The 17125-nt window shown below is 45.5% G+C and carries 16 protein-coding genes; 8 read left to right on the plus strand and 8 right to left on the minus strand.

The features are described 5' to 3' along the window. The 3 genes from R7044_RS10665 (at position 1) to R7044_RS10675 (ending at position 2486) form a co-directional block, all read left to right on the plus strand. The gene (locus R7044_RS10665) at positions 1–954 is read left to right on the plus strand and encodes a hypothetical protein (protein ID WP_182016746.1); all 954 of its coding nucleotides are present in this window, start codon (positions 1–3) and stop codon (positions 952–954) included. 119 nt (positions 955–1073) lie between these two features. Next, positions 1074–1538 carry a DUF2079 domain-containing protein gene (locus R7044_RS10670; RefSeq protein ID WP_182016748.1) on the plus strand — a complete coding sequence of 155 codons (465 nt, stop codon included), beginning with the start codon at positions 1074–1076 and terminating at the stop codon, positions 1536–1538. Positions 1539–1541: 3 nt separating this feature from the next. Continuing rightward, positions 1542–2486 (plus strand): hypothetical protein, encoded by a 945-nt coding sequence (locus tag R7044_RS10675; protein ID WP_171344315.1) that lies wholly within the window; start codon positions 1542–1544, stop codon positions 2484–2486. Between the two features lie 127 nt (positions 2487–2613). Here the strand turns inward: R7044_RS10675 and R7044_RS10680 are convergent, their stop codons facing one another. From R7044_RS10680 to R7044_RS10690, 3 genes are read right to left on the minus strand one after another with little or no spacing between them, the layout of a single operon-like run. Beyond that, entirely contained in the window at positions 2614–3036 is a 423-nt protein-coding gene (locus R7044_RS10680) for a GtrA family protein (protein WP_053306596.1), read from the minus strand. Between the two features lie 4 nt (positions 3037–3040). Then, the gene (locus R7044_RS10685) at positions 3041–4447 is read right to left on the minus strand and encodes an ArnT family glycosyltransferase (protein ID WP_182016750.1); all 1407 of its coding nucleotides are present in this window, start codon (positions 4445–4447) and stop codon (positions 3041–3043) included. Between the two features lie 2 nt (positions 4448–4449). Further along, positions 4450–5490, minus strand: coding sequence for a glycosyltransferase family 2 protein (locus R7044_RS10690; protein ID WP_182016752.1), 1041 nt, complete (start codon positions 5488–5490; stop codon positions 4450–4452). A 152-nt stretch (positions 5491–5642) separates the two neighbouring features. On the opposite strand from R7044_RS10690, the gene R7044_RS10695 reads away from it, so the two are divergent. Next, entirely contained in the window at positions 5643–6320 is a 678-nt protein-coding gene (locus R7044_RS10695) for a response regulator transcription factor (RefSeq protein ID WP_005389368.1), read from the plus strand. Further along, the gene (locus R7044_RS10700; RefSeq protein WP_205390937.1) at positions 6317–7606 is read left to right on the plus strand and encodes a sensor histidine kinase; all 1290 of its coding nucleotides are present in this window, start codon (positions 6317–6319) and stop codon (positions 7604–7606) included. The genes R7044_RS10695 and R7044_RS10700 overlap by 4 nt, the downstream gene beginning before the upstream one ends. 104 nt (positions 7607–7710) lie before the next feature. On the opposite strand, the gene R7044_RS10705 is transcribed toward R7044_RS10700, so the two are convergent. Beyond that, positions 7711–8949 (minus strand): leucine-rich repeat-containing protein kinase family protein, encoded by a 1239-nt coding sequence (locus R7044_RS10705; RefSeq protein ID WP_064354152.1) that lies wholly within the window; start codon positions 8947–8949, stop codon positions 7711–7713. A gap of 223 nt (positions 8950–9172) precedes the next feature. Here R7044_RS10705 and R7044_RS10710 point away from each other — a divergent pair, with 223 nt between their 5' ends. Further along, the gene (locus tag R7044_RS10710; protein ID WP_225455575.1) at positions 9173–10069 is read left to right on the plus strand and encodes a 1-aminocyclopropane-1-carboxylate deaminase/D-cysteine desulfhydrase; all 897 of its coding nucleotides are present in this window, start codon (positions 9173–9175) and stop codon (positions 10067–10069) included. A gap of 39 nt (positions 10070–10108) precedes the next feature. On the opposite strand, the gene R7044_RS10715 is transcribed toward R7044_RS10710, so the two are convergent. Next, positions 10109–10651 carry a hydrolase gene (locus R7044_RS10715; RefSeq protein ID WP_005457944.1) on the minus strand — a complete coding sequence of 181 codons (543 nt, stop codon included), beginning with the start codon at positions 10649–10651 and terminating at the stop codon, positions 10109–10111. A 150-nt stretch (positions 10652–10801) separates the two neighbouring features. Continuing rightward, on the minus strand, positions 10802–11662 hold the full coding sequence (locus tag R7044_RS10720) for a LysR family transcriptional regulator (RefSeq protein ID WP_005494676.1): 861 nt from the start codon (positions 11660–11662) through the stop codon (positions 10802–10804). A gap of 99 nt (positions 11663–11761) precedes the next feature. Here R7044_RS10720 and R7044_RS10725 point away from each other — a divergent pair, with 99 nt between their 5' ends. Together R7044_RS10725 and R7044_RS10730 are read left to right on the plus strand one after the other, a co-directional pair. Further along, positions 11762–12826, plus strand: coding sequence for an HlyD family secretion protein (locus R7044_RS10725; protein ID WP_047103347.1), 1065 nt, complete (start codon positions 11762–11764; stop codon positions 12824–12826). A 9-nt stretch (positions 12827–12835) separates the two neighbouring features. Beyond that, positions 12836–13855: a DUF2955 domain-containing protein gene (locus R7044_RS10730; protein ID WP_213876393.1), complete on the plus strand. Its 1020-nt coding sequence runs from the start codon at positions 12836–12838 to the stop codon at positions 13853–13855. Between the two features lie 433 nt (positions 13856–14288). Here the strand turns inward: R7044_RS10730 and R7044_RS10735 are convergent, their stop codons facing one another. Beyond that, positions 14289–15317: a methionine synthase gene (locus R7044_RS10735; protein ID WP_033905704.1), complete on the minus strand. Its 1029-nt coding sequence runs from the start codon at positions 15315–15317 to the stop codon at positions 14289–14291. 30 nt (positions 15318–15347) lie between these two features. Further along, complete coding sequence (locus R7044_RS10740) at positions 15348–16322, minus strand: DUF1852 domain-containing protein (protein WP_017636059.1); 975 nt, start codon at positions 16320–16322, stop codon at positions 15348–15350. Positions 16323–17125: the final 803 nt, after the last annotated feature.

Here is a 17125-nt window from a genome sequence, read left to right on the forward strand (position 1 = left end):
TTGGCTTATTTACCTTTTTACATCACGCCAGACGAACTTTCGGCCTACCAAGAAGAACAAGAGCAACAAATTCTAAAGGGGAAAGATCTTGCAACCTGGCACAAGCACGATATTGAGGAACCTTTTCGATACTTATATTTATCGATTGCTATAGCCGCAGTTAGCCCATTATTTTTCCTTACCTATTTCCTACATGATAGTAGTGAAATGATCTTAACTTACATTTTATCGGGTCTGACGATAATCATGTCTGGAGTGTCCTATTTGACTTTTGGTTTAGACAATCGCTATGACTACACCTTGTCCGACAACGGCTTAGTGATAAAAAAGCGACGTGATTTACCTAATTGGGTAAACTCAGCAACGCAGGTCATGGGCTGGGTTGGTGCTATAGTTTGTGTAGTAATGGTAGGTATTGCTGGGCCCATGGTTCTTGTCGGTGCTGGAGGGTTTATACTGGTTTCATTTCGTATGCTAAATCGTCAGCCTGACGAACCTACGGAAGTTCGAGTAGCAGAGACAGAAGATTGGCTGTTCGCCTACTACAACAAAAAGCGTAAAGTGATTCGCTTCTACCACAAGTATGACGAGTGTTCTAAATGGAGCCTAGAGAAGCATACCATCTTCAGAGCTCAAACTCGTGGTTATAGCTACATATTCTTTAGGACTGTTCAAGACCTAGATGCAATGCTAGAGACCCTTTCAAACAAATACGACATTGAATGTATTGATTTTCCAGACCATAAAGCGTTTTTTGAAGGAAGACCTGAACCTCGAATTGAAGATATCCCTTCTCGCAGCCTTGAATTTCCGGTAGCCGATACCTTTGACCTGAGAGCTAAAAACGCCCCACTTCCTGAATGGCGACGTATTTACAACGGCAAGTGGCAAACGGAATCTGAAATCGAACGCTTAAAAGCGGCAGGTGAACAGCAAGCTACTTCCGTTTTATAGTTCACAACAAGCACTAAAAAAAGGGCTCCAGGTATCAACCTGCCCCCGTACCTTATGTTTTTGAGAATGCAAAAACATAAGGTACACAAACCAAGCCTAAACTTCTGGTTAGTCAATTTATGTATTTAAGTGGTTTATTGCTCCTTGCTGGCTTAACGAGCTTCTGTTTTTACTTTGGATATCAAAAAATCTCAGCGCTAACTTCCCAAATTGGAGACGTTGCGGTTTACTCAAGGTTTGACTTAGCGATGATTCCATTTGGCTTCGTATTACTTGGAGGGTTAATCAGTGCTTTGTTTTTTGCATTTAAAAAGAAACGCTGGGATCAAGTATATGGAAACGGCTTACAATATTTGATCTTAGGTTCTCTTGCTGTTTCTATCGTATTGACTCTAATTACCCCTTGGATTTATCAAACACGATATGACAATGCTGGACTGAAAGAGTGCTCTCGTTCCCCCGAAGGCTACCTACCATTCTTCGCAACTAAGTTTGCTAGAGAAGAATCTCTTTGCATCACACCAAAAACATTACAGCAACTAGAAGACTCGGATAATCTTTATCCACTTATAAATAAGGATTAGTTCTTGGCATATTCACCATTTTACGTCACCCCAGAAGAGTTGGCAGTTTATCAAGAGGCACAAGAGCAAGAAATACTCGCAGGCGATAACGTCAGAACATGGCATAAGTATGATGTAGAGGAACCATTTCGCTATTACTTTAAACTTTTTGCGTTTCCATTTGTGATCGCCCCATTCCTATTAACTTTGTTTATACATACGAGTGACACGGTTGACGTAACTATTTTTTCTTTTATTTTATCGGTGATGGTGTCTGGAGCCTTTTACCTTACGATTGGCCTCGACTATCGCTATGACTATATTTTTTCTGACAAAGGCTTTGTGATGAAGAAACGTCGCAACATGCCTAAGTGGGTGAATACCGCCATGCAAGCCGTTGGCTGGATAGGTGCAGTGGTATGTGTGGTGATGGTAGCGATGGTTGGCCCGATGGCGTTAGCAGGTGCAGGTGCTTTTATATTAGTCTCCTTTAAAATGCTTAAACGCCAACCAGATGAACCAACAGAAGTGAGAATCGGAGAGCGTGAGGATTGGCTGTTTGCGGACTACAATAAAAAAAGGAAAGTGATCCAGTTCTATTTTAAGCATGACATATGCAGATATCGAGATACTGCTCATAAGACTATCTTTCGCTCACAAGATAGATCAGATTGTTATGTTTTCTTTAAAACTGAAGCGGATTTAGAATCCATGGTCACGCAACTGTCAGAGGTCTACAAACTGGATTGTAAAGAGGTCGATGATCATAAAAAGCTGTTTGAAGCAAAGCCAGAATCAAGGCTCTTTAGTATTCCAGTTTGTAGTAGAGAATATCAAACCGAAGAGGTATTTGATTTAAGGGCGTCAAATGCCCCACTTCCTGAGCGTGAATACCTTTACAACGGCAAGTGGCAAACGGAATCTGAAATCGAACAATCAAAATCTGAACTAACGGCAGCCAAGGTATAAACCTTGGCTTATTTACCTTTTTACATCCCCCATGAAAAGCTTTAGGTTTACTCTGATGTACAAAAAGAAAAATTGGTTCAAATAACGAATTTTTAACTCGAGGATAGGAGAGTAAGCCCGAACCTTTCTATCCTCTACTAAACACCCATTTTGCACTGAGCAAATAATTACTCATCATGCCTGCCAATATGCCTAAGCTCAAAGCCAAATAGACCATCATTCCTTGCGTTCCTAGCGCGAGCGTTACGCCTTTAAACACAATAAAATTCGGCAAAGCACTGATACAGGCACTCATCATAGACTTTTTCCATTGAGCGAAAGGGTTGGTTTTTTCTGCTTGAGAGAAAGTCAGCCAACGATTACCAAGCCAAGTCGTGGTTGCCGCAAATAAAAATGCTATCCCACGAGCCAACATCAGATCCAGACCAAACCAATGGAACAACACAGAAAAGATAAGGGTGTCGACCATAAAGCCGACACCACCTACCAGAGCAAACCTTGTTAACGAAGCATACCTTTCTGACGAAGCAAACTTTGGTAATTTGCGCATTCCGCTATCCAACCACACAGGTGTAGAGTGAGCGTTTCGATTTTGCTGTGAACTCGTTGGTACAACTCAACGCATTTTCATGAATCATGCTATCCACTTGCTGCGATTTACCAATCAGGTGGAATTTCTTCAGATTGTTTAAGTCATTCTTATGTTTAAGCTTTTTCGCCTGACCATGACTATAGAACTGGCCTGAAAACGGGCGCTTACCAATGTAGAAGACCGGAGCATTATCATTAATTTGCGCGAAGATTATGCGGTCGCTGCGGCTATCTGCTTTGCCCATATTCAAAACCAACATCGCAATCATAAGCAGGGCTGGCAACACCGCTGCCGTTCCGGTCAGCCATTTGAAATCGTGTTTATCCACCAGCATTGCAATCAAGATACCCAATGCAGGCACACCCGGTAGCACGTAAGCAGGCAAAATATTCCCAGCCATGGTGAACAAGATCATTGGTGAAATCAGCCAACACATCAGGAAGCTAAATAGACCTTGATGATCGGTTTCAATGGCTTTGAGCACCTTACGACGTTTCCACGCCAAGATAGGCAATACGATTGACCAAGGCGCAGCCGACTGCAGCCAGAATACCCAGATCATCCCACGTGGTTGATCATGAGCAGAGCCATACAGGTCCCCTTCCCAACCGCTGACAACAAAACGCTTAAAGTGCTCGCCAACAATGAAGTAATCAATAAATCCAGGCGTCGCCATTTCTGCCATGATGTACCACGGTAGAGCAATCGCCAGCATGAGCGCCAACCCCGACACAATTGGAAAACGCTGCCACAAGGCTTTGAAGGCACCAAAGAAACCATGCTGAATCACGAGCCAAGGAAATACTGCGATGCCCATGATCACGATCGCCACTGGACCTTTTGCTAACAGCCCACAAGCCAAGCCAAAGAAACCGAGGTAACCCCACAATCGGTCGTGTTTGTCTTTACCAAGCCAGCAATAGTAAAAACCGACCATCGCCATGGTCATTGCCAACGTCAGTGCCATGTCTGTCATCACCGCGCCCGCCGCGATTGAAAAGATGCCACACGTCGCCAATACCAACGCTGCGATGACAGCATTAAAGCCTGCGCGATGCGCCATGAAAGCAACAAAAACAATTGTCGCAACCCCCGCCAACCAATGAGGTGCGCGCACTGCAAATTCATTCAATCCAAACAGCTCAATGCCATAAGCACTCATCCAAGTGAACAGGGGGGGCTTCCCCCAGAAAGGCACGCCGTAATCAAACTGTGGGGTAAGCCAATTGCCGGTTTCCACCATTAAGCGCGCCATTTCGCCGTAGCGGGCTTCCGTGGTGTCCATCAAAGGGTAAGCGGCAAGTGAAATAAGACGGAGTAAAAGAGCAAACGCCAACAACAACCACAGATGGGTTTTATTAATACTCATGATTACGCGGTTTCTCCCAATTTAAACTTCATGGTTTGGATGGATTGATGTTTTGCAGGCTGCTCGTAAACAGACTGAACAAGATAAAGAGGACGTTGCTTGGTCTCGACAAAAATGCGGCCAATGTATTCGCCCAAAAGGCCAATCGACAGCAGTTGCACACCGCCCAATGCAAGTTGGACGACCATCATGGATGGGTACCCAGTGACAGGCTCACCAAACACAACGGTTTTCATCACAATGAATGCGCCATAGATAAAGGCACTGAACGCCACTAGCGCACCAGCAAGTGTCGCTAAGCGCAAAGGACGAATGGAAAACGAGGTAATGCCATCCATTGCAAGGCCAATCAGCTTGAGGTAGTTCCATTTGGTTTCACCACAGAAACGAGCGTCACGCTCAAACTGAACCGTCACTTGCTTGAAACCCGGCCAAGAGAAAATGCCTTTCATGTATCGGTTACGCTCTGGCAGCGCATTGATGTGTTTGACCACTTTTGCGCTCAGTAGACGGAAATCGCCCACATTCTCCGGCACATCCAATTTCGCCATGCTATTAAGCACTTTGTAAAAGCAAGCGGCCGAGAAGCGTTTGAACCAAGTTTCGCCGTGGCGTTCACTGCGCTGCATGTTCACCACGTCATACCCTTCACGCCATTTTGATACCATTTGCGGGATTAACTCCGGCGGGTCTTGCAAGTCAGCATCAATCACGATCACCGCTTCACCTTGGCAGTGTTCCAGCCCCGCACTCATGGCGGACTCTTTGCCGAAGTTACGGCTTAGTGCAATACAACGAACGTCGCTAGAAGATTGAGAAAAGTTTTGCGCGATCATTAGGCTGTCGTCTTTGCTACCGTCGTCCACATAAACGATTTCGCAACGCTCTGGCATTTCATCCAAAACGGTGGCTAAACGACGATGAAATTCAGGCAAGACTTCTTGCTCGTTAAAGAATGGCACCACAACAGACAAAACTGTTTTAGGCTCAGTGTGTTGGCTCACCTTTGAAAAGGTTGCAGAGTGAATGTTAAAGGTTGACATGCTACTCTTCCACTAAATCCGATGAATGAATCCAGTCTACAAACATCAATGTGAAAGAGATGTTGTTGACATCTTTTTCACGTTCTTAGTGAATAATGTTCGGTTAAGACGAAGTCTTATTTTCGAAAACCCGCCCACTTGGAGAGAAATACATGAAACGCGTACTTTTAGTCGAAGATAATCGAGAAATCGCAGGCATGCTGTTCGATTATTTTGAGTGTGCAGGTATGGAACTCGATTATGCAGACAACGGCGAGCTCGGCCTGAAGCTGGCGATGGAAAACACCTTCGACATCATCTTGCTCGACCTCATGCTGCCACGCATGGATGGCCTGACCATGTGTAATAAACTTCGCGACGCGGGCAACAACACACCGGTACTTATGCTGACGGCGCTCGATAGCCGTGACGATATGCTCAAAGGCTTCCAACACGGTGCCGATGACTATCTGACCAAACCCTTCGATCTGGATATTCTAGAAGCGCGTATGATGGCACTGATCCGCCGTTACCGTGGCACTGTCGCATCGAGTAAGTTGGAATACGGTGAAGTTTCTATCGACCAAAAAACACGTAAAGCTTACCGCCAAGATAAACTGCTAGCGCTAAACCCAACCACTTACACCATTCTGGAAATGCTTGTGAAAAGCGCGCCAGACGTAGTGACACGCGAAGAAATCGCCTTCCAACTTTGGCAAGAGAACGAGCCGAACAACGACGTTCTGCGCAGCCACATTTACCAACTTCGCAACCAACTTGATAAGCCATTTGAACAACATGTGCTGATCACCGTACCGAAAGTTGGCTTCCGCTTGGAGACAGGTGCATGATAAATCGCTTACTTGCCAGCACGCAAAGCACACAAAGTATGACAGGGCGACTCGCTCTGTTTTTCTCTTTTGTGTCGGTCGTGATTGGCATCTTCTGCTTTTTGTTGATTACCGGCTCCCTGCTTTGGTCTGAAGACCGCGTGGGCGAGCGTCGTATTATGGTCGACAAAAAAGAAGCGATTGAACATTTCCAGTCCCACCCAGAGCAAGGCAGTATTCAGCTTGACCTGCTCACCACCGCATACAACGACATCTCATTGGTTGCCGAGCGCTACCAAAAATACTTGATTGGTCAAAAGCACTTTCTTGATGAAGTAGAAGACGGTGAATACTCGCGCATGGTTTACATGAGCACTTACACCTATAAAGGCGTTGAGCATCCGGTGATTCTGGTTTCCTTGATTGATGAAATCGAGATCACCTCAGAGGAATTCATTCTCGTCGTCGCAATGGTGCTGTCCATTGTCGCCGTGCTGGTGTTCCTGTTTGGTAGCCTGCTGCTGCGTTTATCACAGCGCCTGATTGAACCCGTCAATGCGCTTAAAATCCAACTCGATCATCACCAAGGCGATGCCACGCAGACCTTTAGTGTGCCTGAGGGCTCAGCCAAAGAGTTCCAAACCCTTGCGGATGAGTTGAATGAGTACCGCCACAAAATCAACCAAGTCATCAAGCGCGAGCAAGCCTTTGCACGATACGCGAGTCATGAACTGCGTACACCGTTAACCGTGATGAAAGGCTCAAGCAGCTTACTGGCGAGAAGTGCGAACACGGATTTCCAAACCCGCCAAGTGCACCGAATTCAGGATGCAACGCAGCAGATGTCGACCATGGTGGATGCCCTACTCGGCTTAGTACGTTACGAGCGTAATGCAGATGATTCACCAGTGCGCAGCATCACCGAAGAAGAACTCAACCAAATCATCTTCCAAAGCCAAGCTCAGGCGGATGAGAAAGCACTCAGCTTTGATGTACAGATCGACGGCAACCCTAGAACGCGCGCGACCAATGCCGTGTTGACCATTATTCTTGGCAACCTGATTCGCAACGGCATCGCTGCGACACCTTCGGGATCAATTCATATCAATATGGATGAAAACACCATCTCGGTGCGCGATGAAGGTGAAGGCTTTTCGACCATTCCACATTCTGATGGGCACGGATTAGGTTTGATGATTGTGGACGATTTGTGCCAACGCTATGGCTGGCAATTTAAGATTGGTACACATCCAGAAGGTGGTTGTGAGGCGGTGATTAATCTTGCGTCAGAGCATCAAGAGGCTTGATCAGAGTAACTTCCTCAGCGCCTAATTCAATTGAGAGGTATCTACTTTGCTAAGTATCAAACGAGCAATTCGATACCTCTTTTTAATTTCGATTGAATGAAATCTTATGCTGCAAGCGCTGCTAGTCGATTGAATGCTTGCGATGCCGATTCCGACGCCTCACACACAGAAAACATATCTTCGATAAAGTACTTCAACGCTCTAGATTCAATGGTTCGGATTGCCGCTTGCTGTTCGTCCGATAAGTAACCGTAAATGCTCGCCGCACCAAAATCGCCGAAGATCATCTCACCTTGCTCATTAACCAAAGTATTGTGCGCATACAAATCGCCATGGCACACCTTGTTGTCGTGCAGGTGATTAAACACGTCCACCATCTGCTCAACAATGGAATTGACTTGCTCGACCGTCAACGTAAAACCTTGTGGGAATGTATCTCGGGTGCAAGTTTCCAACGTTGGTGGCAAACCCAAGTTGTAGTAACAGTTTGGGATCAGCTCCATCACCAAAGCAAGCTCATTACCGTCATCCACTTGCGCGATGGATTTCACCAAGTTGTTGTGATGCCCGGCTTGCAAACATGCTTCAAGTTCATCATGTGGGTAGCCGTCGCTGGTCACTTCGCCCTTGAACACTTTCACCGCCACTTCATTCGGGAAGTCGTATTGAGCGTCAGTCCAGTTAGCATGAGAAATCACACCACTCGCACCTTGGCCAAGAACATGATTAAGCGAGTAACTGTTTGTCGTCACTTTCGGCACACTGTCTAACGAAGATGGGTGTTTGCAGAATGGGTTACCTGCGAAAGCAAACCATGCCAATTTAGGCAGCTTCATCAACACATCCGGGAAGTGCTCTAACTGGTTCGCAGATAAACGAATCAATTCTAAATTGACCAAGTTTTCCATGCTGTTTGGCAGTTGTTTGATGCGATTGCCCGCCAATGCAAGCTTTCTTAGGCGTGGTCTTTCACCCAGACTGTTTGGCAGAACTTCAATCTCGTTGTCGGTCAGAATCAACCAACGTAACTGAGTTGGTAGTGAGGCTTCACTCACCACTTTAATCTTGTTGGTTTTAAACCCAACCATCTCAAGGTTTGGCAATTTACCCAAGACCTCTGGCAGATGGGTGAACTGGTTGTTGGAAGCAAAGATGATTTTTAGCTTGGTCAACTGTTCCAACTCTGGTGGTAAATCTGACAGTGCGTTACCAGACAAATCTAACACTTCAAGCGTTTCTGCAAGCTCTAAAATTTCCATAGGAAACTCAGTTAGCCCTTCTGCCAACTTCAGTTGTTTCGTTCCTACTAATTGTCCTGTTTTTAATTGTTCTAGAGTTTGCAAAACCAAGCCTTCTGATTGAGTTGAAATAAGCGGCGTAGTTTACGTGGCTTGAAGCAGAAAGGCGAGCCATTGCATTACAGCCCCAGTAAAAGCGCGTCAAAACATCAGGAATAACCGAAATGGTTGTACTGAAACCCAGACTTTTTATCTGGGTTTAATGGCGTTACACTACGCGCCCTTTTTAAATGGCAAAGGTGACACGGTTTATTCCGTCAGCATCGACATGAAACTCTCAGAAAGTCCTATCACCCAACATAGCTTTAATGGGCACAAATTTTTCCTTAAACGTGACGACATGCTCCACTCCCACTTTTCTGGGAACAAAGCACGTAAGTTTATGACGTTAATGGAAGAGCACAATCCCGACATCACCACGTTAATAAGCTTTGGCTCCGCTCAATCTAATGCCATGTACTCGCTAGCGGCTCTCGCCCAGATTAAAGATTGGGCATTTGAGTTTTATGTTCATCACATTCCATCTTGGCTAAAAAGCTCCCCCATCGGAAACTATCGCGGCGCTCTCGATTTGGGTATGAAAATCACCGCCATGCAAGACATCGGTAGCGAACTCCACCCTAGTGAGTACATCCACCAGGTACGAAGATTAGATGAATCGACATTGCTTATTCCAGAAGGTGGACGTTCCCACCTCGCTGAAGCTGGCATCAAACAGTTAGCACGAGAAATTCTTGATTGGACGCGATTGAGAGGTAAAGAGCAGTTTGCGGTCGCCCTGCCATCAGGCACTGGCACGACGGCTTTATATCTTCATAAACATTTAAGCCCACACGGCATAGAAGTGCTAACTTGCCCTTGCGTAGGCGATGCAGATTACTTAACTGAGCAGTTCAACCAGCTCGGTGAAAACAGCCACCCAACCATTTTAACCGTGCGCAACAAACACCATTTTGGTCGCTTGTACGAAGAAGATTACATCACATGGAAAGCACTCTTTGAGCAAACCGACCTCGAATTTGACCTGTTATACGACCCGTATATGTGGCAATGCCTCACCCCTTGGTTGGAAGAGAACACAGATAAAACGGTGATTTATATTCACCAAGGCGGGTTACTTGGCAACGAGTCGATGTTGCCAAGATATCAACGAGAATTTGAATAGCGTGTTCAAATAAAGTTGTTGCTGATTACAGTGATTCCACTATTTGATGAGCGCCAGAATTTCTTTGAATTCAGGTGCTCGGCAATCTTCGACCATTTCATACAAACACATTTCTAACCCAGTGAGCACCACACCGTTAGCGGTTAACTTCGCAAGAGCGAGCGCTTTATTGGCAGCGGTTCGGGAAGAGACACAATCCGTGACTAATTCAACGCGATAACCGGACTGGCGCAGAGAAACCGCGGTTTGATAGACGCAAATGTGGGATTCAATACCGCAAACCAACCAGGTATCAACTTTCGCGTTCTCCACCGCGACCTTAAACGTCGCCTCTTTGCAACCATCAAACGTGTACTTGGTAATAGGTAAATGCGTGCTTTCAAGCACTTCACGAATCGGCTCCGCGGTTGGGCCCAACCTTTCTGGATTCTGTTCTAGCCACAGAATAGGCAAATCTAGTGCTTTGGCGCCCTTTACCAGTTTCGTGATATTTTCAATCAGTGCGTCGCTTTCATGCATTAATGTAGCGAGTTTGCCCTGAACATCCACCACAATCAGGCCCGTGTTTCCTTTCGATAACATTTCCATCTCCTATCTTGTGCGACCACAAACCATACTCAACAAGTTGAGCAACAGTTAATGTATCAGAACCCTTTCATGTTAGAGCAATAAAACCTAGAAAGATGACCTTCGCTCACACATTTGCCCTTAGGTAAGAGTGGTTTGAACTGACTATTTAAATTTCTCTCGAATTAGTTCAATCAAGGCTTTGACTTTATTGGGCAGAAATAAGGCCGAGGGATAAATCAGAGTAAGATGCTGCTTCGGATGCGCAAATTGAGGCAGCACCTCGACCAACAAACCATCTCGCAATGCAGGCTTGGAATGAATTTGTGGAATAAACGCGATGCCGTTTCCTGCTATCGCCATCGAGCGCAGCAAGTTGAGGTCGTCCGAGCGCAACGCCACATGCAGATCTGAATCGAGCAAATCAGCATTGTAACGATTAGTTAAAAGGCGATGCTGCTTAAGATCTTCCACCGTTTTTACTGGCGGATGCGATTCTAGATAGGCTTTTGACGCAACAAAGTGACTACGATAAGGCAAAAGACTGAACTGCACATAGCTGTCATCGGTGACTTTGACCACGCTCGGAAGAAGCTGCAAATCAAACGATTGACGCTTGAGATCGACACTCTCTTGATGGTTTTCAATCTCGACCGAAATATCCGGATACCGCGTTGTGTACTCGGTGATGATCGCGTTAAACGCGGCAGAGCTCATCAATGCGGAAGGAATGGCTAAACGCACCTTGCCCGTCAGCTCTTGTTGATATTCATGCATGGCATTTAAACCTTGCTGAATATGGTCAATAGGCTGCCCCACCAACTCAAACAAGCGTTTCCCGTGCTCCGTCAACTCAATGCTGCGTGTTGTGCGAATCAAAAGCTGTACCCCGAGTGATTTCTCTAATTCTTGCAGGCGACGACTAACTTTTGAGCGTTGTAGTTGATTCGCCTCTGCCGCTGCACTTATACCGCCGTGAACCACCGTCTGAGTGAATAGGTAAATATCATCAAAACTAACGTTCATTGTCCTATTTTTAGGTCATTTATGTTCGTATTATCATTCTACTGAATTGTGAGTGACTTCTCTATAATCCGCTATCCAATATGTTTAACGGAACTTGTAATGACGGCTGACCAAAAATTCAAACACTGGATGCGAACTTTGATTGTCCTGTTCATCGTACTATTTTTGTACATTATCATTGCTGACCGCCACGCACCCTTAACGACCGAAGGACGAGTGCAAGGATACGTTGTCCAAGTCGCACCCGAGGTATCTGGTAAAGTGACCGACGTTCTCATCGAGAATAACCAGTCCGTTCAAAAAGGCGATGTGTTGTTTACGATTGATGATCGTAAATACAAGATAGCGCTTGAACAGGCGGAGCTGTCTCTGCAATCCGCCTATGAAAAAGAAGCAACACTGTATTCTCAACGCGAAGCCGCTCTTGCCAATATTGCCCGCGCACGAGCGACATTTGATAATGCACACCGCGAGTACAACCGCTTACTGACACTATCGAAGCAGAAAGTCATCTCTCAATCGACACTCGATAATGCCTTTGCCCAAAATCAGGTATCACGTGCAGCGCTTAAAGCGGAACGACAAAACTTAAAAGTCATTGAGGCGCAATTAGGCGACCAAAAAGGTCAAAGCACCGCCGTTCGAATTGCCAAAAACGGCATCGAAAAGGCGCAACTTGATTTGGCAAATACCGCGGTACTCGCTCCCAGTGATGGTGTCGTGACCAACCTGCAACTAGAAGTTGGCACGATGGCAAACACCAACATGCCATTGCTGACGTTTGTACCAACAGGATCACTCTGGGTAGCCGCTGATTTTCGTGAAAAATCCGTCGCGAACGTAGACAAGACTTTCCACGCCTTGGTCACATTTGATGCCAACCCAGGTTCGGTGTACGACTTTGATTTAGCTAGCCGCGATTACGGTGTAGCAGCCGCACAACAAACGCCTAATGGCGCACTAACCAAAGTGGAAGTGAACAACCGCTGGGTACGTGATGCGCAGCGTACACGAGTGAACCTAACCAGCAGCGATGAGTTACCACCAGCACTGTTTGTCGGCTCTCGCGCTACCATTGTTTTGTACCCAGACAACAGCATTTTCTGGCAGTTGATGGCGCAAGCACAGATTCACCTCGCAAGCTGGTTCCACTTCATTTACTAGGCGGCGACAATGAAAACCTTACGAATTTGGTTCGGCTGCTCTTTAGGGCTCGCGCTAAGCATGATCTTCGGTTGGTCTTACGGATTTTTTGCCATCATGATGCCGCTGTTTATATTGGGCAGAATGGACAACTTTAACCTTTCGGCTTTATTGATCGTGTTTTTCTCTGCGGTGTGGACAACCATACAAGCCACATTTTTGCTGGAATACTTGCAGTTTCATCCAACATTAATGACCGTAGCCGTCGGAATCATGATGCTGTTCAAGTGTATTGCAATGATGAACCAGAAAACCTATTTATTTGGTTACATGGGGCTGTTAGTGGGTTCAATTGTGTTGAATTTTGCCAGCTATAACTTCATGGATATTGAAGAGTTCAATGTCAACATGTGGGTGATGGCGTTCAGCAATATTTTTGTTTGCGCATTCGCGTATTGGTTGTTCCCTGAGCCAAAGTCCCCCACCGAGCACATTGAGATGTCGACCCCAGTGAAAAGCGATATTGACTACATCAGCCAAGTTGCCATGGGTTGGGTAGTGGCGATGGCGGCGTTTATCGTATTCCAAGTAGCGGACTTATATGACTCGTTATCCGCACAAGCTTCCATTTTGATCATCCTAACCCCAATGACTTTAGCAGGCTCGCTCGCCATGGCAAAAATTCGCATCATCGGCACCGCACTAGGCTGCATCGCAGGGATGGCTGTTCAGCTGATATTGGGCAGTTGGTATGGGCATGGGCTACTCTTTTGGCTCGCCTTTACCATTGCAATGGGGCCATTCTGCTTGTGGCTCACAAAGGGGCAAATTAAAGCGGCTATCGCGTTTTCTGCCATGTCTGCCCTATCGGTTCCGCTGACGACCTCGTTGGTGCCAGAACAAAAAGACGCGTTCTTTTCGATCTTGTACCGTTTCAGCTCGATTTTCGTTGCGGTTCTGCTCACCGCGATGGTGATGTGGGTGGTGCATCACTGGATTCGTGTGATGTTGCTAAAGCATCCTGAGATTAAGAACGTAGAGTTGAATTAAATCTGGCCGAGGCTGGAAACGGGAAATGTATGCCGCTCACTTTACTGTGAGCGGCATTTTTATTTAAAACGGTCACCCTGAACATCGAGGAACGAGCGTGGTTCAGGATCTACCCACCGAGTGCTTTGAAGTGCGAAAGTTATCGCTATTTCCTAGCGTGCTGTAATCAGATTCCTAGTCTCGTCTAGACTCGCTGGAATGACCCTACCTTAGAGCTGCTCTAATACCTGAGGGATGGCGAGCAATGTATCTTCCAACATCCATCATCCTGAACAGTGAGGGACGAGCGTGATTCAGGATCTACTCACCGACTGCTTTGAAGTGCGAAAGTTATCGTCATTTCCTAGCGAGCAGTAAACCGATTCCTAGTCTCATTTAAACTCGCTAGAATGACCCTAATTTTAGTTCATGGTGCGGAGCCTAAGTATTAATATCAACCCACCAACTCTTTACGAATGATCTCCGCACCCGCACTTAACGCATTGAGCTTAGCGGTCGATACTTCACGAGACAAAGGCGCCATACCGCAGTTGGTACATGGGTAAAGCTTGTCGGCATCAACGTACTTCAACGCCTCTCGCAGTGTGTTCGCCACTTCTTCTGGCGTTTCAATTTCGTTGGTAGCGACGTCAATCGCACCAACCATCACCTTCTTACCGCGAATCAACTCAAGTAACTCAATAGGCACTCGTGAGTTATGACACTCAAGCGAGATAATATCGATATTTGACTGCTGCAATTTAGGGAATATTTCTTCGTATTGTCGCCATTCAGTGCCTAGCGTTTGCTTCCAATCCGTGTTCGCTTTGATGCCGTAGCCATAGCAGATGTGCACTGCAGTTTCACATTTCAGCCCTTCAATCGCACGCTCTAAACACGCAATGCCCCATTCGTTCACATCATCGAAGAACACATTGAACGCAGGTTCATCGAATTGAATAATGTCGACACCCTCCGCTTCAAGCTCTTTCGCTTCTTGGTTGAGGATCTTCGCAAATTCCCAAGCCAGCTTTTCACGGCTACCGTAATGATCATCATAAAGTGTGTCGATCATCGTCATAGGGCCTGGCAGCGCCCACTTGATAGGTTGCTTAGTTTGCTGACGCAAGAACTTGGCATCTTCAACAAACACGGGCTTTGTGCGGCTTACTGGGCCAACCACAGTCGGAACATTTGCTTCATAACGGTTGCGAATGGTCACCGTTTTGCGGTTTTCAAAATCTACGCCGCTTAAATGCTCAATAAAGGTCGTCACAAAATGTTGGCGAGTTTGCTCGCCATCACTGACGATATCAACGCCTGCCAGTTCTTGTTCTTGCAAAGCGACACGTAGCGCATCGCGTTTGCCATCAATCAGTTCTTCACCTTGCAGTTTCCACGGTGACCAAAGTTTTTCTGGTTCGGCCAGCCAAGAAGGTTTCGGTAAGCTGCCAGCCGTTGAAGTCGGTAATAGTGTTTTCATCGTCATTCCTTTCTAGATTCTCGTTGTCGATTACGCGTAGTTTGCAGACCATTGTTCAAGCACAGATTGATAAGGTTTGATGAAATGCTCCTCGGCAAATTTCCCTTGTTCAATCGCCAGTTGGCTGCGCTCTTCTCGGTCGTAAACGATTTGAGTTAGCGAGTGGTCTAGGTTTTTTAGGTTTGGCTGGTAGCAATTACCGGCAACCGCGTTGGCATTGTAAATCTCAGGTCGGTAAATCTTCTGGAATGTCTCCATCGTGCTTATCGTGCTGATAAGCTCTAGGTTTGAGTAGTCGTTCAGCAAGTCACCGAAGAAATAGAATGCCAATGGTGCGACACTGTTTGGTGGCATAAAGTAGCGCACCTGTAAGCCCATCTTTTTGAAGTACTGCTCCGTCAACGAAGATTCGTTCGGCTGATATTCAAAGCCCAAAACAGGATGTTGGTTTTCGGTGCGTCGATATACCTTGTTGTCCGATACGCTCAGACAAATCACTGGCAGCTTTTTGAAATGCTGTTTGTAAGACTCAGAATTAACGAAAGCTTTGAACAGTTTGCCATGCAAATCACCGAAGTTCGCTGGGATACTGAACTGTGGCTGGTTTTTGTTGTGGTCCAACAGCAAAACGCTAAAGTCGTAATCACGCACGTATGAAGAGAAGTTGTTGCCCACAATGCCTTCGATACGCTCGTTAGTGTTGTGGTCAACAATGTTAGTTTTGAGCACTTCAATCGATGGGAATGCTTCTCCACTACCTTGGATATCCATATCAACAGAGATGATTTCAAGTTCAACTGAGTAGCGGTCACCTTGCGCGTTATCCCAATATGCCAACGCATTAAAACGATTATCGATCATTCGGAGCGCATTGCGCAGATTCTCTCGACGGTAGTTTCCGCGAGCCAGATTAGCAAAGTTGGTAGTGATTCGCGTGTTGTCTGATGGTTGGTAATTCTCATCAAAGCGAATGCTTTTGATAGCAAATGTGAAATCGTTATTCATCGTGAGTTGGTATCCTATTTCCTTAGATAAAGCAGACTTTTCCTAACTCTGTGCATGGGGACATTTTTTGTTTTTTGGTTTTCCCAATCGTTAGGTTGCACAGCACTTACGACGAACGGTTCGTACAAAAAACGACCGTCGCAGTGCCTAACACCAGAGCAGTCCTTTTTTATACTTGCTTCACGAGTTGAGTAATATTGGTATTGTTTCACATTGAACATGAAGGAAATTCATAGTGGCAGTTCCAACCCTGAGAGAGCTATCGTAGATACTGTTTTTCATTGACACCAATACACGTAACTTGGCGAGCATATTGCCAATATGTGTAATTAAGAAACGGATAAGAGATTAGCAGTACGTAAACCAGTTTAAGCCGAGAAAACGCATTGTATGAACAAGGCACCAACTGGAATATAGGGCAGCGTAACTTAAATAGCACTTTTCACACTCCATCGTTTATTCAAGCATTCGTTTAATTAGAAGTACGTTACATTTTATATTCTCGAAACATGATTATTTAATAATCTTATTTATTTCTTTTTCTATCTTTACCATCTTAAACGTAAAGTTTAATTTCCTGCTGTAAAAGCACATATAACTTCATACACGAACATGGCAACTTCATTGACGGACTTTATCACTAAACTATTACATTAAGCTCTAAAAAATAATAACAAAAAAACATAAGCCACTGTTTTAATTTGAATTAAACCCATAAACCCGAGATAACCACATAACGATACTTTACTTAATTTGGTATAACAAAAACCCTAAAAATAACATGGCTAACATTTATAAAATTC

The organism is Vibrio sp. 1402, assembly GCF_033340275.1.